We start from the raw sequence: 21,600 nt of genomic DNA, 5'->3' as shown, positions 1-21,600 counted from the left end.
CGACAGGTTTGAAATCGCTACATTCCTGTGAAGAACATGGATAACCAAAGCTTAAAGACAGCAGGCTGTGGAGAAGCCCCACGAGGGGAGCCGACCTATGACCGGTCCAAAGATTTCGATTCGAGATCAGGCCCGAATCGTCGATGGGACATCCCGCCGGTGACGGGCGCCGGAGGATGAAGTCGGGGAATGCTTATATCTTTATCCGAAGCAGCCGCAGCGCGTTGATCGTCACCAGCACAGTGGCGCCGGTATCGGCGAGGATCGCCGGCCAGAGCCCGGTAATGCCCATGATCGTCGTCACCAGGAACACCGCCTTCAGCCCCAGCGCGATGCTGATGTTCTGCTGGATGTTGCCCATCGTGCGTTTGGAAAGTTCGATCATCCGCGCCACGTCGCCGACGCGTCCGTGCAGCACGGCGGCATCCGCGGTCTCCAGCGCCACATCGGTGCCGCCGCCCATGGCGATGCCGATATCGGCAGCGGCCAGCGCCGGAGCATCGTTGATGCCGTCGCCGACCTTGGCGACGATGAAGCCCTGGCGCTTCAATTCGCCGACAACACGCTGCTTGTCCTCAGGCATCATCTCCCCGAGCCAGTCGATGCCGAGCATGCCGGCCACCGCTGCCGCCGTCCGCTTGTTGTCGCCTGTCAGCATCATCGCCTTGACGCCTGCCGATTTGAGGGTAGCGAGCCCGGCCTCGGCATCCTCGCGCGGCTCGTCGCGCATGGCGATCAGGCCGGCCGCGATACCGTTGCCGAGCAGCACCGATACGCTCTTGCCCTCGTCGTTCAGCGCCGTGATGCGTGCATCCTGCTCCGCGCTGAGCGCCCCGAGCGCACGGGCAGCCGGCGGCGACAACAGGTCCAGCGTCTCGCCGCCGACCTTGCCGCTGACACCCTTGCCCGGCAGCGCTTCCAGCTCAAAGGCTGGCGGCACGGGAACGCCGTCCGCTTTGGCGCGGTTGAGGATAGCCAGGGCCAAGGGATGGCTGGATCCCTGCTCCAGCACCGCCGCGCGCGACAACACCTGCGCCTCCTTCAATCCGAAGGAAATGATGTCGGTCACCTGTGGCCTGCCCTCGGTCAGCGTGCCTGTCTTGTCGAAGGCGACCATCGTCACCTTGCCGAGCGTTTCCAGCACCGCGCCGCCCTTCATCAGCAGCCCGCGCCGCGCCCCCGCCGAAAGCGCAGCGGCGATTGCCGCCGGCGTCGAGATGACAAGCGCACAGGGGCAGCCGATCAGCAGGATGGCGAGGCCCTTGTAGATCCATTCGTCCCACGACCCGCCGAACAGCAGCGGCGGAACGATGGCAACCAATGCTGCGACCACGACCACGCCGGGCGTGTAATAGCGCGAGAAGCGGTCGATGAAGCGTTCGGTCGGCGCCTTCGATTCCTGCGCTTCCTCCACCAATTTGACGACGCGGGCGATGGTATTGTCGGCGGCCGCCGCCGTGACGCGAACCCTGAGCACCGCATCGCCATTCACCGTGCCGGCAAAAACGACGGCATCGACGCCCTTGCGCACCGGCGTGCTCTCCCCCGTCACCGGCGCCTCGTCGATCGCACTCTCGCCGGAAACAATGATGCCGTCCGCCGAAATCCGGTCCCCCGGACGCACCATGATGATGGCGCCGACAGCAAGGCTTTCCGCCGGCACTTCCCGCGTCTGGCCATTGTCTTCGAGCAGCGCATTCTTCGGCACCAGGGCCGCCAGCGACTGGATGCTTTGGCGTGCCTTGCCCGCCGCCACCCCTTCCAGCAACTCGCCGACCAGGAACAGGAACACGACGGTTGCCGCCTCCTCGCCGGCATTGATGATGACGGCGCCAACGGCAGCAATCGTCATCAGCATCTCGATCGAAAACGGTGTTCCCGAGAAGGCGGCCATGACGGCGCGCCGCGCGATCGGCACCAGCCCGATCAGCATGGCGACGATGAAGGCATAAGAACCAATCGCCGGTACGAGTTGGCCGACGGCATAGGCGGCAACGAGTGCGCCACCCGAAAAGATGGTCAGCCGGCCCTTCCGGCTCTGCCACCAGGGACCGGCCATCGGCGCTTGGTCGTGTCCGTGCAGCCCCTCGATTTCCTTCGCGCCGTGATCGTGCGGATGGTCATGACCCGCATGATCGTGGCCGTCATGGTCATGGCTCGCGTGGTCGTCGTGATCATGTCCATGGTCGTGACGATGCTGCGGGCTGGCATGCACAGGCGCAGCATTTCCGGCAAGCGGGGCGACGGAATAGCCGAGCCCTGTCACTTTCCTTTCAATCGCCTTGAGATCGCTGCTGCCGTCATGCCGGACGGTCATCGTGCCCGCCATCACCGAAACGGAAACATCGGCGACACCCGCTACGCGTCTGACCGCGGTATCGATCTTGTTTGCGCAGGCGGCGCAATCCATGCCGCCGACCCGGTATCGTGTCTCGCTCTCAGCCATGATCCGCTTCCTTGTCAAATAGAAGCATCTCTCCTACATCCTCTAGCGACTAGAGGTGCAAGAGGAAAATCATGAAAAAGATCACGATCGGCGAAGCCGCGCGCCAAAGCGGCGTCAAGGTGCCGACAGTGCGCTACTATGAAAGCATTGGCCTGCTCGCCGCCCCGAGCCGCAGCGAGGGCAACCAGCGCTCCTTCGAACCGGCCGATGTCAGCCGCCTCGCCTTCATCCGCCACGCCCGCGAACTCGGCTTTGAGATCGAGGCGATCCGCACGCTGCTCACCCTGCAAGATGATCCGCACCAGTCCTGCGCCTCGGCCGACGCCATCGCCAAGGCCCGCCTCATCGAGGTCGAGCAGCGCATCCGCAGCCTGAAGGCGCTGAAGGCCGAGCTGGAAACCATGGTGGAAGGCTGCGGCCACGGCCGCGTCGATCAATGCCGCGTCATCGAGGTTCTCGCCGACCACGGCCAGTGCACGCATCCGCACCACTGATCTCAGCCCTTGCAGGCGATCCGCGCCCGCGCCAAAACTCAATGCAGACAGAATCGGGCGAAGACCTCTATGAACCAGAAGCGGATTGCCATCATCGGCGGCGGCCCGGCGGGTCTCGCGGCTGCCGAACTGCTTTCCTGTTCCGGTCATGCGGTGACGGTCTACGACGCCATGCCGACCTTCGCCCGCAAGTTCCTGCTGGCCGGCAAATCCGGTCTCAACATCACCCATTCCGAGGATTATGCCCGTTTCGCCACGCGTTTCGGCCCCGCCTCCGTCCATCTACGCGCCGCCCTTGATGCCTTTACCCCAGATGATATCAGGGATTGGGCCGCAGGCCTCGGGGCCGAGACCTTCGTCGGCTCATCCGGCCGGGTTTTCCCGAAGGTGATGAAGGCCTCGCCTTTGCTGCGCGCCTGGCTCAGGCGGCTGGAAGCACAGGGCGTCACGCTGCGCACGCGCCATCGCTGGATCGGTTTTGCTGAAGACGGCTATGTCTTCGAAACGCCCGAAGGGCGCAGCATCATCCGTTGTGACGCAGCCCTGCTGGCGCTCGGTGGCGCAAGCTGGCCGCGCCTCGGCTCCGATGCAAGCTGGCTACCCTTGTTATCGGCAAGGGGCGTTGAGATCGAGGCTTTCAAACCCGCCAATTGCGGCTTCGTCGTCGACTGGAGCGAAAACTTCGGCGAGCGTTTCGCCGGCGAGCCGGTGAAATCGGTCACCGCAACCTCCGAGGTCGGCACCCTTCCCGGCGAATTCGTCATCACCGGAAGCGGCATCGAGGGCAGCCTGATCTATGCCCATACCGCCAGCCTCCGCGACCAACTGCTGAACCATGGCAGCGCCGTCCTGACGCTCGATCTCGCACCCGGCCGCACCATCGAAAGGCTGCGCCACGATCTTGCGCGGCAGGACCCCAAATCCAGCTTTTCAAACCGCCTGCGCAAGAGCGCCGGCCTCGACGGCGTCAAGGCCGCGCTGCTGCGCGAATTCGCGCCCGAGCGCGACCGGACAGATCCCGAACGCCTGGCCGGCCTGATCAAGGCCCTGCCGGTGCCGGTGATCGAAACCCGCCCGATCGCCGAAGCGATCTCCTCGGCCGGCGGCATCTGTTGGAGCGGCATCGACGAAGGCTACATGTTGAAGGCGCTGCCGGGCACCTTCGTCGCCGGCGAAATGCTCGACTGGGAAGCACCGACAGGCGGTTATCTTCTCACCGCCTGCCTGGCGACCGGCCGGGCGGCCGCGCGCGGCATCGAGGCCTGGCTGTTGCGGTCGATGCCGATGATCTCGAACCGGATCTAGATCAATGAAATGACGGATGATGTCGTGCAAAGATCGCTGACGCTTTCCAGCATTGTGCCCTGATTGCCGGGGCGAAGGGGGGATGGCCGTCGACACTTGCAATTGCAAACCGGCCGCTTTTCCATCAGACTATGCTGAACTTCGGTGGGAGGAGCCGATGCACGAACACTCAGCGCACGCCGAGCACGTCTACACGTCTGCCCAGCGCGATTCCGCCGCAGCCAGTTCTCCGGTCGTCGCCTCATGGCGTCGATGCATGACCATGCACCAGCTCGCGCCCGAGGACGAACGGGCACCGCTGCGCCTTACCGATCAGGAATTCCGCAATGCACGCGAGCAATCCGAACAGCTGATCGCCAGCGCGACGGGAGAGCTCGATCGTCTCTTTACCACCGTCGGCAAAGCCGGCTGCTGCCTGCTTCTGACCGACAAGAACGGCATCGCGCTGGAGCGCCGGGGAGCTGCCGGCGACGACAAGGAATTCCGCGAACTCGGCCTCTGGACCGGCTCGATCTGGACAGAGGCGAGCATCGGCACCAACGGCATCGGCACCGCACTTGCAGACGAGCGTGCCGTCGCCATATTCCGCGATCAGCATTTTTTCTGCTCGAACACCAGCCTCAGCTGCACGACGGCGCCGATCCGCGATCATCGTGGCCGGCTAGCCGCGGCGCTTGATATCTCCACCTGCCGCGAAGACGTCAACGAGATGACGCTGGCGATCCTGACGCAAACCGTGCGCGATGCGGCGATGCGCATCGAGCTCAACCTCTTCCGTTCGGCCTTTACAGGCGCCCGTTTCCTCATGGTCCCGGCCGGCGCCAATTCCGCCGCCGCTCTGCTCGCCGTCGACAGGCACGATCTGGTGCTCGGCGCGACGCGCGCCGCCCGCATCGCGTTGCAGCTGGACGACAGACGCATCGCCGCCGGCATTCCGGCCGCCGATGCCCTGCATGAGGCTGGCGTCTCGCAGCAGGATGAGATCATCGAGGCGGAGAAGGCAGCGCTGCTTCGGGCGCTGTCGCGCGCCGGCGGCAACGTCTCACGGGCGGCGACCGCGCTCGGCATCAGCCGCGCTACGCTGCACAGGAAGATGAAGAAGCTCGATCTCCACTGATCAGCCTCAAGGGTTCCGCCGCTGCGGCACTCGCGACCCGATGCTGTCGCAGCTCTGCGACACTGTGCACTGCGGTATGGAAGACCCACCCTAGTCCCTGCGCCAAAACATATTCATTTTCCTCCCACTGGTTCGCTTGGGAACCTGGATCATCAAGGGAGGATGACATGCTTCATCAGAAAATCGTCGAGTCGCCGTTCAAACTGAAATACGGCAATTATATCGGCGGCGAATGGCGCGAGCCGGTCGAAGGCAAATACTTCGAAAACGTCACGCCCGTCACCGGCGGCAAGCTCTGCGACATTCCCCGCTCAAATGAAAAAGACATCAATCTTGCGCTCGACGCTGCCCATGCGGCCAAGGAAAAATGGGCCCGCACCTCCGCCGCCGAGCGCTCCAATATCCTCATGAAGATTGCCCAACGCATGGAAGACAAGCTGGAACTGCTTGCCCAAGCCGAGACCTGGGACAATGGCAAGCCGATCCGCGAAACCATGGCGGCCGACATTCCGCTGGCGATCGACCACTTCCGCTATTTCGCTTCCTGCATCCGCGCCCAGGAAGGTTCGATCGGCGAGATCGACCATGATACGATCGCCTATCACTTCCACGAACCGCTCGGCGTCGTCGGCCAGATCATTCCCTGGAATTTCCCGATCCTGATGGCCACATGGAAACTTGCTCCGGCGCTTGCCGCCGGCAACTGCGTCGTCCTGAAGCCCGCCGAGCAGACGCCCGCCTCGATCCTGCTCTGGGCCGAACTCGTCGGCGATCTCCTGCCGCCCGGCGTACTCAACATCGTCAATGGCTTCGGCCTCGAAGCCGGCAAGCCGCTGGCGACCAGCCCCCGCATCGCCAAGATCGCCTTCACCGGCGAGACGACGACTGGCCGGCTGATCATGCAATATGCCAGCCAGAACCTCATTCCGGTGACGCTGGAGCTCGGCGGCAAATCGCCGAACATCTTTTTCGCCGATGTGATGGCTGATGACGACGACTTCCTCGACAAGGCGCTCGAAGGCTTTGCGATGTTTGCCCTCAACCAGGGAGAAGTCTGCACCTGCCCGAGCCGCGCCCTCGTCCAGGAATCGATCTACGACCGCTTCATGGAAAAGGCCGTCAAACGCGTCGAGGCGATCAAGCAGGGCAACCCGCTCGACAGCGCGACGATGATCGGCGCCCAGGCTTCGTCGGAGCAACTGGAAAAGGTCCTCGCCTATCTTGATATCGGCAAGCAGGAAGGTGCGGAGGTTCTGACCGGCGGCTCGCGCAACGATCTCGACGGCGAACTGGCGAACGGCTATTACGTCAAGCCGACGATCTTCAAGGGCCACAACAAGATGCGCGTGTTCCAAGAGGAGATCTTCGGACCGGTGGTTTCGGTCACGACCTTCAAGAACGAGAAGGAGGCGCTCGAAATCGCCAACGACACGCTCTACGGCCTCGGCGCCGGTGTCTGGAGCCGAGACGCCAATCGCTGCTACCGTTTCGGCCGCGAGATCCAGGCCGGCCGCGTCTGGACCAATTGCTACCACGCTTACCCGGCCCATGCCGCCTTCGGCGGCTACAAGCAATCGGGGATCGGGCGTGAAACCCACAAGATGATGCTCGACCACTACCAGCAGACCAAGAACATGCTGGTGAGCTACAGCCCGAAAGCCCTTGGCTTCTTCTGAGATGCAACATGGCGGGAGGGTCTCAAACCCCTCCCGAAACTTCGGAGGAAGAACAATGGAAACGACCGTCAACGGCGAACCGCGTGTTCTTGCAACCGACGCGGCACTCGCTCTGATCGGCGAGATCAGGCGGGATCATCCCGATATCCTCTTCCACCAGTCCGGCGGCTGCTGTGACGGTTCCTCGCCGATGTGTTATCCCGCCGATGACTTCATGATCGGCGACAGCGACGTCAAGCTTGGCGAGATCGGCGGCGTGCCGGTCTATATCAGCGCCAGCCAGTTCGAGGCTTGGAAGCATACGCAGCTGATCATCGACGTTGTGCCCGGCCGCGGCGGCATGTTCTCGCTCGACAACGGCCGCGAGAAGCGCTTCCTCACCCGCTCCCGCCTCTTCGGCGGCGGCGAGGCCTGCGCCATCCCGGATGTGACGGTCAAGGCGATCTAGAGAATGATGCCGAAAAGTGTAAGCGGCTTCCGGGCGACATCATACTCTAACTAGCTAATTTAGAACGGGATTCAGATTGTGGGCCAACCGGACCTAAAATCATCCTGTTCCAGGGAATTTCGCCTGTAGTATTCCCATAGTACCCTCTGCCTCTCGCGCTTTGCTACTCTCCGCCTGTTGGTTTCAAAGGGAGGAAACGATGCCAGCCTCGAAGATCCTGATGATTACGGGTGATTTCACCGAAGATTACGAAACGATGGTGCCGTTCCAGACGCTGCTTGCCTGCGGCTATACGGTCGACGCCGTCTGCCCCGGCAAAAAGGCCGGTGAGACCGTCGCCACCGCCATCCACGATTTCGAGGGCGACCAGACCTATTCCGAAAAACGCGGCCACAATTTTGCGCTGAACGCCACTTTCGACAGCGTGCGGGCCGAAGATTACGATGCGCTCGTCATCCCCGGCGGCCGCGCACCTGAATATCTGCGCCTCAATGCCGACGTCATCAAATCCGTCCGCCATTTCTTCGACGCCGGAAAACCCGTCGCCGCCATCTGCCATGGCGCGCAGCTGCTTGCCGCTGCCGGCGTGCTGAAGGGCCGCACCTGCTCAGCCTATCCCGCCTGCCGGCCGGAAGTCGAACTTGCCGGCGGCATCTATGCCGACATCGCCATCAGCGATGCGGTCTCGGACGGCAATCTGGTCACGGCGCCGGCCTGGCCGGCGCATCCCTCATGGCTACGCCAGTTCATGGCTGTGCTGGATGCCGCAGCCCTGTTGGAAACCAACGCCGCCTAGAAGGGCGGCACGGGAGGACGACATGTGTGAACTCTTCATCAAGGCGGATGCGCGGCTGTGGGAAAGCACCACCCGGTCGCTGCGCATCGACGGCATGGTCACCAGCGTCAGGCTGGAAAACTTCTTCTGGTCGAAGCTGGAGGAAATCGCGCGGCGCGACGGCATGAATGTCGTTCAGTTGATCACCCGGCTGCACCATGAATCGATCGATGCCGGACATGATCTCGGAAACTTCACGTCCTTCCTGCGAGTCTGCTGCGCCCGCTATCTCGATCTCCAGCTTACCGGCGACATCCCGGGCGATGTCACCCGTCCCATCTCAAGCCTCGACGCGCCTGTCATCCTCGGCCGCGAACGGGCGAAATATCACTGACAGCCGGCCGGCACGACCATCGGGTGATGATAGACGAAGCTGCCCGCGGCAACTCGCCGGCAGTTCCGCAAGACGTGTCGACATAAGCCTTGCGGCGGGCTTGCGCTGGCGCGCAGCCTGGATCAACAATGCGCGCATCGTCCAGCAGCGGCACCGTCAGGAGATCAACTATCATGAACGACCAGAAAGCCGTGATTGTCACGGGCGCCGGCGGCAACCTCGGCAGCGCCGTTGTCCGTGAGCTTGCCGGCGCCGGCGCAAAACTCGTCTGCATGAACCGTTCGAGCGACGAGCTGGAAGCCTTGGCCGCCACTCTTCCCGCCTCCACCGAGTTTCTGTCGATCGCCGGAACCGATCTCACCGACTACGCCTCCTGCGCCGCCGCTGTTGCGCGGGCCGTCAAGCGTTTCGGCGGCGTTAGCGCATTGGTCAACACCGTCGGCGGCTTCCAGATGGGGCCGGTCGGACCGGACGCTCCTGCCCAATGGGAGACGATGATGACTGCAAACGCCCGCACCGCCCTGACGATCAGCGCCGCGGTTCTCCCGACCATGAAGGCATCAGGCTACGGCCGCATCGTTCATGTTGCTGCCGCACCCGGACTGAAGGCCGGCGCCAGGCAGGCCGCGTACGCCGCCTCGAAAGCCGCCGTTATCCGGCTGACCGAAGCGATCGCTGCCGAATGCCGCGACGACCGCGTCACCGCCAACTGTATCCTGCCAGGGACGATCGACACGCCTGAGAACCGCGCGGCCATGCCCGATGCGAAGACGGACGGCTGGGTCTCGCCGCAATCGATCGCCCGCCTCATCGCCTTCCTGATTTCGCCGGCCGCAGCCGTCGTCACCGGCGCGGCAATCCCGGCGACCGGCCGCGAATAACGGAAGATGCGACGTGAGCCGCCGTCAGTGGATGATCAGACGAGAGAGACCTGCAAGTTTTAGTCAATGACACACGATCTGGCTTGAGGTTCGGTTCGCCTTGAGGCAGCCTCGTCTCCGCCTGCCCACGTGATGGGCGCGAGACAGCGGACGGACACAATGGTCTTGGGGATCGCATTGCGGCGACATTTGCCAGAAGACGGGTGGCTTCAATGACGCACGGTCCGGCATTGCGCGCTGTCGGCGCAAACAGCCTGCTACGCAAGGAATGGTTCCTGGGCGTCAGCGTCGCGACCAGCCTGGCGTTTCTTGTTTTCCAGGAGCAGCTCTTCGGACAGCTTTCCGATCCGCTTTGGTTCACTGTCGTTTTTGTCTGGCTGTTCGCTGCCGTCCTCGGTTCCGCTCTGTCGGTAGTGCGGCACGCGGATCACTTGGCGGAGCGGCTGAAGGAGCCTTACGGCACGCTCATTCTGACGCTTGCCATCACCTCGATCGAGGTGATGGCGATTTCGGCCGTCATGCTTCACGGCGAAAACAATCCCACGCTTGCGCGCGATACTCTGTTTGCAGTCGTCATGATCATCCTGAACGGCATGGTCGGCCTGTCCTTGCTGCTGGGTGCATGGCGGCGACCGGAACAACAGCATAACCTGCAGGGCGCCAATGCCTATCTCGGAGTCATCGTACCGCTGGCGACCCTGAGCCTGGTGATGCCGACATTTCTTGCAGGCCCGGACGGACAACATCCATCGGCGGCGCGGCAATTGATACTGGGCATCATATCGGTCGGCCTTTACGCCACGTTTCTGTTTCTTCAGGCCGGCCGCCATCGGGACTATTTCAGCGACGACAGCAACCGTCACGAACCTCCCGGCGAACGTGCTCCTCGCCATGGGCCGGTATGGCCTCATGCCATCCTGCTTTTCGCCTACATGGGTCCTGTAGTCTTTCTGGTCGAACAGCTTGCCCGGCCGATCGATTACATTATCGAAACCTTGCATGCTCCAACCGCATTTGGCGGTGTTGTCATGGCCGTCCTCGTCGCCACGCCCGAGGCCATCAGCGCCGTGCGTGCGTCCATCGCCAACAATCTGCAGCGCTCCGTCAACATCTTCCTTGGTTCGGTGCTGTCGACGATCGGGCTGACGGTGCCGGCGATGCTTGTTGTCAGTCAGCTTTACGGACACCCCGTAACACTCGGCCTCGAGCATGGAGATCTTGTGATGCTCCTGCTCACTCTTGCCGTCAGCATCATCACCTTTGCCAGCGGCCGCACCCATCTCATGCAGGGTGCCGTCCATCTGGTGCTTTTCCTGGCCTATGTGCTGCTGATTTTCCAGCAATGACGCCCGGCCGCAAGATCAGGAAAGTAAAGAGTTCCAAGCTTCGACCGTCTTCCGCTATGATAATGGGAGATTTGCATATTTTGGCGATCATAGTGGCTGCAGGATCGTGAACGATACGGAGGCCGGACTTGAGCTCACTGTTGCTTGGCGGGCTTGTATTTATCTTTCTGTCGACGGCGACATCGATAGGGTTGATGGTGCGCGCCCACTTGCCGGATCATCATCTCAATGCCGAATCCAAGGATGTCATCAGGCTGGCGACCGCGGTGGTCGGAACGCTGTCGGCCCTGGCGCTCGGCCTTCTTATCGCATCCGCCAAGTCGAGCTATGACAATGCCGAAGTGGAGATGAGAACGGCGGCGGCGCGGGTGCTCCTGCTTGACCGCGTCATGGCGCAATACGGGCCGGAAACCGACAAGGCGCGTCAATTGCTGCGTGAACTCATCGAGAAACGGCTGAGCCGCGGCTGGACGACGGAGACGACCGACGAGCCATCCGCCAAGGCGCTGGGAGAATATCAGGATATCGAAGCGGTTCAGGGCGACCTTCGATCCCTGCTGCCGAAGGATGCCGTGCAGCGCTCTCTGCAGGCGCGCGCTCTTGAGGTGAGCGGCATGCTGGCCGAGACCCATTGGCTGCTGGTCGAATCCGGTAAGGAGGGTTTACCCTGGGCCTTCCTTGCCGTTCTCGTCTGTTGGCTCGGGCTGCTTTTTGCGACCTTCGGGCTGCAGGCGCCGGCCAATCCGACGGTGCTGTCCATTCTGCTTGTCTGCGCCCTGTCCGTCGCCGGCGCGATCTTTCTGGTTTCGGATATGGCCAATCCCTATGTCGGGCTGATCCGTGTTTCGGATGCCCCTCTGCAATCCGCCATCGAACGGCTCGGGAAACCGTAGTGTTTTGACGTCTCTCAAGAGATGACTCCAACACAGTTCAATTGTGCACCAGCAGCTATTGCAATTTTTAGCAATGCCGCGACATAATATCGCATGCCCGGAACTTTTCGGAGAGGGGTCGTCTCCGCCGAGGCACGCATGAAGACTGGGGCTCTTCAACATCGGGGCGGCGGCAATGCGTGTGAGATTGTATCAGGGTCTGTGCCTGTCTGTGGCGCTCGCCGGCATGGCAATTCTTGCTGGCTGCGAGGAAAGCGGCAACACCTATGTTGCTCCTCCACCACCTCCGGTTCGCGTCGCCCAGCCGGTCCAGCAACCGGTCACCCTCTATTTCGAACTCACCGGCAACACGGCGCCGCTGAATTCCGTCGATATCGAGGCGCGCGTTCAAGGCTACATCCAATCCATCGACTATCAGGACGGCATGACGGTAACGAAGGGCACCAAGCTCTTCGGCATCGAGCGCGACACCTATCAGGCGCAACTGGATCAGGCAAAGGCATCGCTCGCCTCGCAACAGGCGTCTCAGGTCGGCGCGCAGCAGGAATACGACCGACAGCTCAATCTATCGAAGCAACAGGTCACCACGCAGACCGCAGTCGACAGCGCCAAGGCGACGCTCGACGAGGCGAATGCCTCCATCCTCAATGCCCAGGCCAATCTCGAGCTCGCGACGATCAACTTGGGATACACGGAAGTGCTTGCCCCCTTCGACGGCACCGTCACCGACCACCTCGTCGATATCGGCGCGCTGGTCGGCGTATCCGGTCCCACCAAACTCGCCAGCATCGTGCAGCTGGATCCGCTCTATGCCTATTTCAACGTCAGCGAAACCCAGGTGCTGACGATCAAGGAAACCCTGGCAAAGCAGGGGCACACCTTCAAGCAGACGGACCTTCCAACCATACCGGCGGAAATCGGCCTGCAGACGGAAGAAGGTTATCCGCACAAGGGCCATCTCGATTACGTATCGCCGCAGCTCGATGCCTCCACAGGCACGCTTCAGGTGCGCGCCGTGTTCGACAACAAGGACCGCGCCATGTTGCCCGGTCTCTTCGTCCGGGTCCGTGTGCCGGTCGGCCATAACGACAAGGCCCTACTGGTGCGCGACGATGCGATCGGCACGAACCAGCTGGGCAGCTATCTGCTCGTTCTCGGCAAGGACGATGTCATCGAGCAGAAGCAGGTCAAGACCGGCCAGCGTGAAGGTTCGCTCCGCGTCATCGAGTCAGGCCTCGATGCAGCCGACTGGGTGGTGACCCAAGGTATCCAGCAGGCCATTCCCGGCAGCAAGGTCACGCCCGAGAAGATGGAAATGAACCCGCCGGCAACTGCCGCCGGCGATGCCAAGGCCAAGACCACCACGCAATGAATTCGCCATCATGGTTCATCTGAACGTCTGAGGACAGCAGCATGATCTCGCGCTTCTTCATCGAGCGACCGGTACTCGCCAACGTCCTGGCGTTGGTCTTCGTGCTCATCGGCGCGGTGGCCCTCATCCAACTGCCCGTGGCGCAATATCCGAATGTCGTTCCGCCGACGGTGCAAGTGACGACCCGCTTTCCCGGCGCCAGCGCCCAGACCCTGGTCGACACCGTGGCGCTGCCGATCGAGCAGCAGGTCAACGGCGTGCAGGACATGCTCTACATGCAGTCAACCAGCGCCAGCGACGGCACTTACTCGCTGACCGTGACCTTTGCCATCGGCACGGATCCCGACCAGGCTCAGGTCCTGGTACAAAACCGCGTTGCCATAGCGATGTCATCGCTTCCCGAAGCGGTACAGCTTCAGGGCGTGACGACGCAGAAGAAGTCGACGGCGATCCTCGGTTTCGTCAGCCTGACCTCACCAGACAGCCGTTATGACAGCCTGTTCCTGTCGAACTACGCCGTCATCAACTTGCAGAATGAACTCGCCCGCCTGCCAGGTGTCGGCAACGTCACCGTGTTCGGCGCCGGTCAATATGCCATGCGCATCTGGATGGATCCGAACCTGCTGCAGGCGCGCGGCCTGACCCCACAGGATGTCGTCAGCGTCGTGCAGCAGCAGAGCCAGGAGGTCGCCGCCGGCCAGATCGGCATTCCGCCGGTGCCGAAGGGACAGGTCTTCCAATATACGCTGAACGTCAATGGCCGGCTGAACGAGGCGGCCGACTACGAGGATATCGTCGTCAAAGTGGAAAGCGGACAGGGCGGCCGTGTGACCCGGATCCGCGATATCGGCCGCGTCGAACTGGGCGCCCAGACCTACAGCCAGTCCTTCATGCAGAACGGCAGGCCGGCGGCCGGCATCGGCATATTCCAACTGCCGGAAGCCAATGCGATCTCGGTTGCACAGGCCGTGCGGGCGAAAATGGAAGAGCTCTCGAAGAGCTTTCCGCCGGGCCTCGAATATCATGTACCGTTCGACACGACGAAATTCGTCGAGGCCTCCATCGACGAGGTTTACGTCACCTTGATCGAGGCCGGCGTTCTCGTTCTCATCGTCATTCTCGTCTTCCTGCAGGACTGGCGGGCGATGCTCGTGCCGGCGACCACCGTTCCGGTCACCATCATCGGCGCCTTCGCGGCCATGGCGGCATTGGGCTTCACCGTCAACCTGTCGACGCTCTTTGCCATCGTTCTCGCCATCGGTATCGTCGTCGACGATGCCATCGTCATCGTCGAAGGTGTCGCCCGGCACATCGAGGCGGGCATGTCCGGCCGAAAGGCCGCCGAGAAGGCGATGGAGGAACTGCTCGGCCCGGTCATCGGCATCACGCTGGTGCTGATGGCCGTTTTCATTCCAGCCGCCTTCCTGCCCGGCCTGACCGGACAGCTCTACAGGCAGTTCGCCCTCGTGATTGCCGCGACCGCGCTGATCAGCGCGATCAATGCCGTCACGCTGAAACCGACGCAATGCGCCCTCTGGCTGCGTCCGCCGGCCCCGCCCGAGAAACGCAACATCCTTTATCGCGGCTTCAACAGGGTCTACGACAAAGGCGAGCGCGGCTATGCCGGGCTGATCGGATCGATGACGCGTCACGCCGGAATCATGGCGGTCGCGGCACTGGTGCTGATCGCGGTCGCAGCCTGGGGGCTTGCCCGCCTGCCGACGGCATTCCTGCCCATCGAGGATCAAGGCTACGTGCTGATCAATGCGCAATTGCCGGACGGTGCCTCGAAGGAGCGCACCGATGCTGTCATGGACGCGGTCGGCAAGATCGCCGAAGCCACACCCGGCGTCGACCAGGTGCTGACCATCAGCGGCATCTCCGTTCTCGACAACAATGCCAGCCTGCAGAATGCCGGCGTCGCCTATGTCGTGCTGAAGGATTGGGATGAACGCGGCAAGCAGAAGGGGCAGGACTTGCTGTCGATCTACCAACATCTGAACGGCGCGCTGCAAAGCGTGCTCACGGCCAAGACGCTGGTGATCGTGCCGCCTCCGATCCAGGGCGTCGGCAATGCCAGCGGCTTTACCATGCAGGTCGAGATCAGGAACGGCATTTCCGACTACCCGCTGCTGCAATCGCTTGCCGATACGATCGTCAGGAACGGCAGTGCCCAATCGTCGCTGCAAAGGCTGAGCACGCCTTTTCGCTCGAACGTGCCGCAGCTGGCTGTTTCCGTCGATCGCATCAAAGCGGAGACGCTGGGAATTACCGTGGGCCAGGTCTTTTCCGCTCTCTCCGGCTATGTCGGATCGAGCTATGTGACCCAGTTCAACAAATTTGGCCGCACCTTTCAGGTCTATGCACAAGCCGCCTCCGATTTCCGGGTCAGCGCCGAAGACATCCGCAATCTTAAGGTCAAAGCCGGCGACGGGACGATGGTGCCGCTCGGCACGGTCGTCGATGTCACGACGACGCAAGGTCCTTCCCTGATCAGCCTCTACAATCTCTACCCCACAGCAACCATCGTCGGCGGTCCTGCCGCCGGCTTCAGTTCCGGCCAGTCGCTCGACGTCATGGAACAGATTGCCGACCAGACGTTGCCGCCGGGCACGGGCTTCGAGTGGACGGCGCTCTCCTATCAGGAGAAGGCCGTGGGCGGGCAGATCTATTTCATCTTCGCGCTCGCCATGCTGCTCGTCTATTTCGTGCTCGCCGGTCAGTATGAAAGCTGGATCTTGCCACTGGCGGTCATACTCGCCGTGCCGCTCGCTCTGCTGGGCACGGTAGCAGCACTTACCGCTGCGGGTGTTGCCAACAACCTCTATACGCAGATCGGCCTTATCCTGCTGATCGCACTTGCATCGAAGAACGCCATCCTCATCGTCGAATATGCGCGGGAAAAGCGGGCGGAAGGCATGGAAATCCTGGATGCGGCCGTCGAGGCCGCCCGGCTGCGTTTCCGGCCAATTCTGATGACGTCCTTCGCCTTTATCCTCGGCGTCCTGCCGCTGGTGCTGGCGACGGGCGCCGGCGCATCGGCCCGTAAGTCGATCGGCATATCGGTCTTCAGCGGCATGATCGCCTCGACCTGTCTTGCCGTGCTCTTCGTACCGTCCTTCTACGTCCTGCTGCAGCGCCTCGAGGAATATTTGAAACGGCGCGGAGCGACCGCAAACACGGCCGCGAGCGTGACGGAGGCGGAGACATCGAACGTCCGATAGACGACCGCAGCATTATTGGACGATCACCTGCACATAAACGTTGCCGCTCTTGGCGTAATAATACGCGCCGCATCGATAATAGTAGCCGCCGTAATAGGGACCATAGCGGCAGCCTGCCGGAAGCACGGCGATGGTCGTCGTCGTGCGTGTGACGACCCGCCGCGTCGTCCGACGGGCCACGCCCGCATAAGAGAGCGGCGTCAGCGGCCTGCCGATGACGGCGCCCGCCGGCGTGGCGAAGCCGATCGACAACGGCAGAAATCCCTGCACCTCGATGCGAATGTCGGTGAATGTCACGACGCCGGCGAGGCCGAGAGCGAAGAACAGCTTGTTATAGGTCATTTCACCTCTCCCATATCGGCAGGCGCCGGAAGCTCATCAAGCGATTGCAGCTCGCTGAGATCGACCGTCTTCGCACTGGCCGGAACTTCGATGCTGTAGGAAACGGCCGCGACATCGGCGCCGCTTTTGAAATCGCTGATTTCAAGCGTGTATTGCGGCGCCTGGACGACGTGCTTGCTGGTGATGACGTAACGGCGCGGTATCGGTTGCGAGCCGGTCTGTATCCAGATCTGCCAGTCGATTTCAGGCGTTCGGAAGGCCAGGTATGCGCATTCGACGCCATCCACGAAAGCACTGGAAATGTGCTTGGCATCGGTCACCTCAGACATCAGCACATCATAGACGTTGGAGGACAAGAGATCGGCGCCTGGCGCTTCGACCCCCGCGGTCATAAGCCTGTTGATCAGTTCGTCGAGCGAACCCTTGCCATCGATCTTGGCATAGGCGTCGAGGTTCTTGCCATGCACCGTCAGCGACGAACCGTCGAAACTGACGTCGAGATCGGCAAAACCGCCGGTTCTGGTGACACGCAGCTTGTCGGGACGTGTCAGGTTGGCTGTCCCGGAGCTGACGAACTGGAGCTTCTCGAACTCGGGCGTCACGGCTTCGAGCGACGATTGATAAGTAAAGGATATCGTCTTCTGCGCCGCCAGAAAATCGGACATCGCCTTGAGTAGGGCTTTTGCATCATCCGCCCAAGCGCTCGTTGGCAGCGCCAGGCCGGCGGCGAGCGAGGTATAAACAAGCATCCGCTTCAATCGCGGGAAACAGAAAGTCGATGACATGACAATGCCTTTCATATGTGCCGTCATTGATTTCATCGGATATGCAGGTGCCGAACCGATTCCGGCCGGAGATGAAGTGTGCAGACGCAAACTGTGCATGTGCCAGACCGGCCACCTGCCGGTCTTTACCGCGTTGCGCTCACCGAATGACGCTGAAGCGCGATGCTGTTCGGATTACCGCTTTCACAGATCGGGGTCTGACCAGGCTATAATCCCGAAGTCAACACTCTGTGGCAGGCCGGCGACACGCGTTGCAGATTGTCCCGGAGGCAAGCGATACCCCGCCCTCCGCCGAGCGGCACCATCCGGCACAAGGCCCGGAAGTCCAATCCACAGGTTTCACGCAGGATCATCAGTTCCTCGCGTGGCGAGAAGGCCGGCATCATGGCCTGAGGAGCAGGCGTGGTCGCGACCGCCGCAGCGCCGCCGCCGGTGGCCGGGGTTGATCCGGCTGCCCCTCCGAGCGCCGCAACGGCCTGCTGGCACGGTGCCGACAGAGCGGCGTTGTGCTGCTGCAAGCAGCTGAGCGCCTCTGCGCCGCCCGGCGTCACGCCGGAACATTGCGCCATAAAATCGCGTTGGCAGGCTGATTTGACGGCGTTGCGCTGCGCCTGCGTCGGCTGATGCGCCGGCGCGCCGGTCGCAGGCGCCGGGGTGACCGCTCCGGTGGTTGCCGGCGCGGCCGGAGACGGCTCCGCCGATGTCGACTTCGGTTTGCTAACCGCCGACACAGCTTTCTTACAGCCGGCTGAAAGTGTGGCGCTATGCTGTTGCAGGCAGGTGAGTGCCTCCATCCCGCCCGGCGTGACGCCGGAACATTGCGCCATGAAATCGGAACGGCATTCCGCCCTGATCGCATTGCGCTGCTCCTCAGTCGGCGCCTGCGCAGACGCGACGCCTGCGAAGAGCACCACTGCGCAGAGTGGTGGCAATCCCGAGATAGCAAACCGAAGACGACGCCTTCCATGCGGAGTCGTCAGTAGAGAAGATGCCCATTTTCCCATTATTCCTCCCCCCTATAAATCTCTAATCTACTTCATGAAATCGAACGCCCTGCTGAATAGGATAATAAACGCCCGCCAATTTGAGGGACGTTGCTTGCGGCTGCGAAAATATTAAAACGCCGGCTCCACGTATATTAGAATATTGCTAATTTAGCAACTATCGTGCGCCTGAAAACTGATCAAGGGAAACGTATCGCTCATCAGCTTTCTGATCGGAAACCATGCATCTCAAAGCAAGTGCTTTGCGAATACATGCTGCCGTCATGCCGCAGCCTCGTACCCTCTTGAAGCCGGGCTCTCGCGGCCTTCAAGCCGAAAGCGTGCAATCATGTCGGTAAGTGCAAGCGCCTCGGACGATAGCTGTTGGGTGGCAGCATTCGTCTCTTCCACCATCGCCGCATTTTGCTGCGTCATACGATCAATATCGTTGACCGACGCGTTGATCGAATGGAGTGTCGTTGCCTGTTCGCGGCTTGACGAGGCAATGAGTTCAATATGGCCGACGATGTGGACGATCTCGCTGGAAATCTCCATCAGCGCATCGCCGGTGCGGCCGACGAATTCGGAGCCGGACGCAACCTCGCGGACGGAATTGTTGATGAGCTCGCCGATTTCCTTGGCTGCACGAGCCGATCGCTGCGCCAGTTCCCGCACCTCCTGTGCCACGACAGCAAAGCCCTTGCCGGCCTCACCCGCTCTCGCCGCTTCGACTCCCGCATTTAGGGCCAAGAGATTGGTCTGGAAAGCGATGGAGTCGATGGCGCTGACAATCTGAACGATCTTACCCGACGCGTCCTCAATCCGTCCCATGGCCGAAACCGCGTTTTGGACCACTGAAGCCGAGGCGTCGGCACCCTGTTTGGCGCGCTGGACAAGCGCAAGCGCTGCTGCTGCCCGTCCTGACGAGGTATTGACGGCGGAAGAAATCTCCTCCACTGCCGCTGCGGTTTCCTCAAGTGCAGCCGCCTGCTTCTCCGTTCGACGGGCCAGGTCATCAACGGCTTCCGCCATCTGTCGGCCATTGTCGTTGATGAGGGAAGACGTCTCGCGGATATCGCAGAGCGTCTCTCTGAGACCCGCCACCGACATGTTGAAATCGGTGCGGATCCGGTCGAGTTCGGCGGCAAAGGGCGTATCGATCGAAAAATTCAACTCCCCGCGCGACAGCCGCGTGAGCCCCTCTGCAAGCGCCTCGATTGCGGCGTCAACCTGGACCTTGGCGCTACGTCGCTGGAGTTCGTTGCGGGCGCGCTCAGATTCCGCATCACTGCGTGCGATCTCGGCCTGTTGTTCCATTTCGACATTCGACAGCGCATTTTGTTTGAAGACGGAAAGCGCACGAGCCATTTCCCCGATTTCGTCGCCCCGTGCCTCGCCGGTGATTGTGGTATCGAGCCGTCCCTCTGCGATCTTGCGCATCGCTGCGGTAATCTGGGTGATCGGTCCCTTCAGGGTGACGACCAGTGCGGCACCCGCGGTCATAGCAATCAGGATGCCGATGACAATCGCGCCTCCGGATATCCTATTGGCCTGTTGACGATCCTGCCCAGCATTTTGCCTCTGCGTCTCGGCGAATTGAGCAAGCAGGTTCCAGGTGTTGTCGATCTGCCCCGCAGCGCTGTCGAACTCAGCCAGTTTGCGCACCGCACCTTCGGAAAGCGCTGCCGCGTTCGCCGCAAGCAGATCGAGGACGGGTTGAGCCTTCTTCGGAATTTCGGCAAAGACCGGATCGTCGTTCACCACGCCGGCGAGACGGCCGAGCTCGGTCTGATACATGTAGATCGACTGCTGGACTTTCTTCACTCGCGCATCGTCTGGATTGCCGGCGAGTTCGGCGAAGCCGACGCGGATCTCGTTATTGCTGTTAACGATGGCGCGCAGTTCGTTGCCGACATTGGTCGCCTGAGAGATATCTTTGTCCGACGCGGCAAGCGCCAACACGGAGGTCCGCATCAGATCGTCGCCAATCGTCTTGAGACTGTCGCCAGTTGCAGCAAGATCGGCGACGGCGGTATCCGTTGCTGGAACATCCAAAGTGTCAGGCGACACCTTCGAAGCGTTGGCGACAGCATCCACAGCAGCGGCATACTGGGCGGCGATGGCTTGTTTGTCGGTCCCTACAGCAGGCGAAAGCTGTTCCTTTGCCTTTTGCAAATCGGGGGCATATTTGGCTAACAGGCCAACTTTGTCAGCCGGCGTCGTCATGCTCGCATAGTCATTGCGAAGTTTTGTCGCGATACTGGCGGCGGCGCTGATGGAGACGGAATTGCTCAGGCCGCTCTTGTTGGCATTTTCCATCTTTTTCGCACTGGCCATCAGCATGAACGAGCGCTTGCCAACCTGCCCTTGCAGGTCAAGAAGTGCCGCGGAAGCAGCGTCCACATCGCTGAGAATTTTCTGCTGTCCCGTTTCGATTTGCCAGATCGCTTCGATCTTTTGCGGTATGATTTGCGACTGACCAAGCGCCCGGTCAAGAAGCCCCACATCGGTCGTCGGCCTTAGCCTCTCGATCGTCTGCTGCAGGTTTGTCAGTTGCTCTCGGGCGTCGGCAAGCGCGGTATCACGAGCTTCCTGCGACGGCTTCATCAGAAAGCCGGTCATGCTGGAAGAAACATGTTTGAACCCGTTCAGGGACTGCAAAACATGGTTGGAGATCTCCATGCGTCCCTCGAGAAGGCTGGACGCGTAGTACCCCGTCAGTCCCACTGCGCATAGACTAATGACGAATGGCGCCAAAAGTACGAGCACCTTCGTCTGAATGCGAACCCGCGACATCAAACCATTTACCACGAATGCACCCTCACCACCGATTAGAGCTAAGCTGTCATTCTTTGCTTAAGAACCGATAAATGGGTTGATCCGAGGACTATGCACGCTTGACCTACCGGGGCGAAGGCGTGGTTCAGACACTCGAACGGGCATGTAGGCAGATCGGCTATTCATCATCGCCTGTCCCTATTGCGGACACCTGCTGAGGCATTAACTCGCACGTCTGGAAACGCCAAAGCCCGCACGAGGCGGGCTTTTTGTATCAGTGTGTATGGCGGTCTGTGTGGGATTTGGTTGCGGGGGCAGGATTTGAACCTGCGGCCTTCAGG

The 21,600-nt window shown here is 61.5% G+C and carries 17 protein-coding genes; 12 read left to right on the top strand and 5 right to left on the bottom strand.

Going from position 1 to position 21,600, the window contains the following annotated elements; genetic code table 11:
• Window positions 1-193: 193 nt before the first annotated feature.
• On the bottom strand, window positions 194-2,446 hold the full coding sequence (locus FHX10_RS27180; protein ID WP_028755613.1) for a heavy metal translocating P-type ATPase: 2,253 nt from the start codon (window positions 2,444-2,446) through the stop codon (window positions 194-196).
• A 71-nt stretch (window positions 2,447-2,517) separates the two neighbouring features.
• Between FHX10_RS27180 and FHX10_RS27175 the strand changes: the two genes are divergently transcribed.
• The 12 genes from FHX10_RS27175 to FHX10_RS27120 all read left to right on the top strand — a co-directional run bounded on the left by FHX10_RS27175 (window position 2,518) and on the right by FHX10_RS27120 (window position 16,371).
• Window positions 2,518-2,940, top strand: a complete 423-nt coding sequence (locus FHX10_RS27175) for a MerR family transcriptional regulator (protein WP_028755612.1) — start codon at window positions 2,518-2,520, stop codon at window positions 2,938-2,940.
• 69 nt (window positions 2,941-3,009) lie between these two features.
• Window positions 3,010-4,245 (top strand): TIGR03862 family flavoprotein, encoded by a 1,236-nt coding sequence (locus tag FHX10_RS27170; RefSeq protein ID WP_028755611.1) that lies wholly within the window; start codon window positions 3,010-3,012, stop codon window positions 4,243-4,245.
• 157 nt (window positions 4,246-4,402) lie between these two features.
• The gene (locus FHX10_RS27165) at window positions 4,403-5,362 is read left to right on the top strand and encodes a helix-turn-helix domain-containing protein (protein ID WP_028755610.1); all 960 of its coding nucleotides are present in this window, start codon (window positions 4,403-4,405) and stop codon (window positions 5,360-5,362) included.
• Window positions 5,363-5,529: 167 nt separating this feature from the next.
• On the top strand, window positions 5,530-7,038 hold the full coding sequence (gene adh / locus FHX10_RS27160; protein ID WP_028755609.1) for an aldehyde dehydrogenase: 1,509 nt from the start codon (window positions 5,530-5,532) through the stop codon (window positions 7,036-7,038).
• 55 nt (window positions 7,039-7,093) lie between these two features.
• Window positions 7,094-7,486, top strand: coding sequence for a DUF779 domain-containing protein (locus tag FHX10_RS27155; RefSeq protein WP_028755608.1), 393 nt, complete (start codon window positions 7,094-7,096; stop codon window positions 7,484-7,486).
• A gap of 199 nt (window positions 7,487-7,685) precedes the next feature.
• Window positions 7,686-8,282 (top strand): DJ-1/PfpI family protein, encoded by a 597-nt coding sequence (locus tag FHX10_RS27150; protein WP_028759016.1) that lies wholly within the window; start codon window positions 7,686-7,688, stop codon window positions 8,280-8,282.
• A gap of 22 nt (window positions 8,283-8,304) precedes the next feature.
• Complete coding sequence (locus FHX10_RS27145; protein ID WP_028755606.1) at window positions 8,305-8,655, top strand: ribbon-helix-helix domain-containing protein; 351 nt, start codon at window positions 8,305-8,307, stop codon at window positions 8,653-8,655.
• 173 nt (window positions 8,656-8,828) lie between these two features.
• Window positions 8,829-9,536 carry an SDR family NAD(P)-dependent oxidoreductase gene (locus FHX10_RS27140; RefSeq protein ID WP_047620003.1) on the top strand — a complete coding sequence of 236 codons (708 nt, stop codon included), beginning with the start codon at window positions 8,829-8,831 and terminating at the stop codon, window positions 9,534-9,536.
• A gap of 212 nt (window positions 9,537-9,748) precedes the next feature.
• Window positions 9,749-10,882, top strand: coding sequence for a calcium:proton antiporter (locus tag FHX10_RS27135; RefSeq protein WP_047620005.1), 1,134 nt, complete (start codon window positions 9,749-9,751; stop codon window positions 10,880-10,882).
• Between the two features lie 128 nt (window positions 10,883-11,010).
• On the top strand, window positions 11,011-11,775 hold the full coding sequence (locus FHX10_RS27130) for a DUF4239 domain-containing protein (RefSeq protein ID WP_176707313.1): 765 nt from the start codon (window positions 11,011-11,013) through the stop codon (window positions 11,773-11,775).
• A 175-nt stretch (window positions 11,776-11,950) separates the two neighbouring features.
• A complete protein-coding gene (locus FHX10_RS27125; RefSeq protein ID WP_028755602.1) occupies window positions 11,951-13,147 on the top strand; it encodes an efflux RND transporter periplasmic adaptor subunit in 1,197 nt (398 codons plus the stop codon).
• Between the two features lie 41 nt (window positions 13,148-13,188).
• A complete protein-coding gene (locus FHX10_RS27120) occupies window positions 13,189-16,371 on the top strand; it encodes an efflux RND transporter permease subunit (RefSeq protein ID WP_063473424.1) in 3,183 nt (1,060 codons plus the stop codon).
• Window positions 16,372-16,383: 12 nt separating this feature from the next.
• On the opposite strand, the gene FHX10_RS27115 is transcribed toward FHX10_RS27120, so the two are convergent.
• From FHX10_RS27115 to FHX10_RS27100, 4 genes are all read right to left on the bottom strand, one after another.
• Window positions 16,384-16,713, bottom strand: a complete 330-nt coding sequence (locus FHX10_RS27115; protein ID WP_028755600.1) for a hypothetical protein — start codon at window positions 16,711-16,713, stop codon at window positions 16,384-16,386.
• On the bottom strand, window positions 16,710-17,498 hold the full coding sequence (locus FHX10_RS27110; RefSeq protein ID WP_028755599.1) for a DUF2092 domain-containing protein: 789 nt from the start codon (window positions 17,496-17,498) through the stop codon (window positions 16,710-16,712). Before FHX10_RS27110 ends, FHX10_RS27115 begins: the two co-directional genes overlap by 4 nt.
• Window positions 17,499-17,704: 206 nt before the next feature.
• Window positions 17,705-18,502 carry a hypothetical protein gene (locus FHX10_RS27105; RefSeq protein WP_028755598.1) on the bottom strand — a complete coding sequence of 266 codons (798 nt, stop codon included), beginning with the start codon at window positions 18,500-18,502 and terminating at the stop codon, window positions 17,705-17,707.
• A gap of 261 nt (window positions 18,503-18,763) precedes the next feature.
• A complete protein-coding gene (locus FHX10_RS27100) occupies window positions 18,764-21,292 on the bottom strand; it encodes a methyl-accepting chemotaxis protein (RefSeq protein ID WP_028755597.1) in 2,529 nt (842 codons plus the stop codon).
• Between the last annotated feature and the right edge of the window lie 308 nt (window positions 21,293-21,600).

The sequence above is a fragment of the Rhizobium sp. BK591 genome (genome assembly GCF_014195045.1).
Taxonomy (GTDB): Bacteria; Pseudomonadota; Alphaproteobacteria; order Rhizobiales; family Rhizobiaceae; genus Rhizobium; species Rhizobium anhuiense.
Note: the sequence above shows the minus strand (reverse complement) of the source record. Positions and strands in the feature narration are given on the sequence as shown.

What these genes read in the sequence shown, in the direction of transcription:
- FHX10_RS27180 (WP_028755613.1), bottom strand. Translation starts at nt 2,446, where the DNA reads ATGGCTGAGAGCGAGACACGATACCGGGTCGGCGGCATGGATTGCGCC.
- FHX10_RS27175 (WP_028755612.1), top strand. Translation starts at nt 2,518, where the DNA reads ATGAAAAAGATCACGATCGGCGAAGCCGCGCGCCAAAGCGGCGTCAAG.
- FHX10_RS27170 (WP_028755611.1), top strand. Translation starts at nt 3,010, where the DNA reads ATGAACCAGAAGCGGATTGCCATCATCGGCGGCGGCCCGGCGGGTCTC.
- FHX10_RS27165 (WP_028755610.1), top strand. Translation starts at nt 4,403, where the DNA reads ATGCACGAACACTCAGCGCACGCCGAGCACGTCTACACGTCTGCCCAG.
- adh (WP_028755609.1), top strand. Translation starts at nt 5,530, where the DNA reads ATGCTTCATCAGAAAATCGTCGAGTCGCCGTTCAAACTGAAATACGGC.
- FHX10_RS27155 (WP_028755608.1), top strand. Translation starts at nt 7,094, where the DNA reads ATGGAAACGACCGTCAACGGCGAACCGCGTGTTCTTGCAACCGACGCG.
- FHX10_RS27150 (WP_028759016.1), top strand. Translation starts at nt 7,686, where the DNA reads ATGCCAGCCTCGAAGATCCTGATGATTACGGGTGATTTCACCGAAGAT.
- FHX10_RS27145 (WP_028755606.1), top strand. Translation starts at nt 8,305, where the DNA reads ATGTGTGAACTCTTCATCAAGGCGGATGCGCGGCTGTGGGAAAGCACC.
- FHX10_RS27140 (WP_047620003.1), top strand. Translation starts at nt 8,829, where the DNA reads ATGAACGACCAGAAAGCCGTGATTGTCACGGGCGCCGGCGGCAACCTC.
- FHX10_RS27135 (WP_047620005.1), top strand. Translation starts at nt 9,749, where the DNA reads ATGACGCACGGTCCGGCATTGCGCGCTGTCGGCGCAAACAGCCTGCTA.
- FHX10_RS27125 (WP_028755602.1), top strand. Translation starts at nt 11,951, where the DNA reads ATGCGTGTGAGATTGTATCAGGGTCTGTGCCTGTCTGTGGCGCTCGCC.
- FHX10_RS27120 (WP_063473424.1), top strand. Translation starts at nt 13,189, where the DNA reads ATGATCTCGCGCTTCTTCATCGAGCGACCGGTACTCGCCAACGTCCTG.
- FHX10_RS27115 (WP_028755600.1), bottom strand. Translation starts at nt 16,713, where the DNA reads ATGACCTATAACAAGCTGTTCTTCGCTCTCGGCCTCGCCGGCGTCGTG.
- FHX10_RS27110 (WP_028755599.1), bottom strand. Translation starts at nt 17,498, where the DNA reads ATGTCATCGACTTTCTGTTTCCCGCGATTGAAGCGGATGCTTGTTTAT.
- FHX10_RS27105 (WP_028755598.1), bottom strand. Translation starts at nt 18,502, where the DNA reads ATGGGAAAATGGGCATCTTCTCTACTGACGACTCCGCATGGAAGGCGT.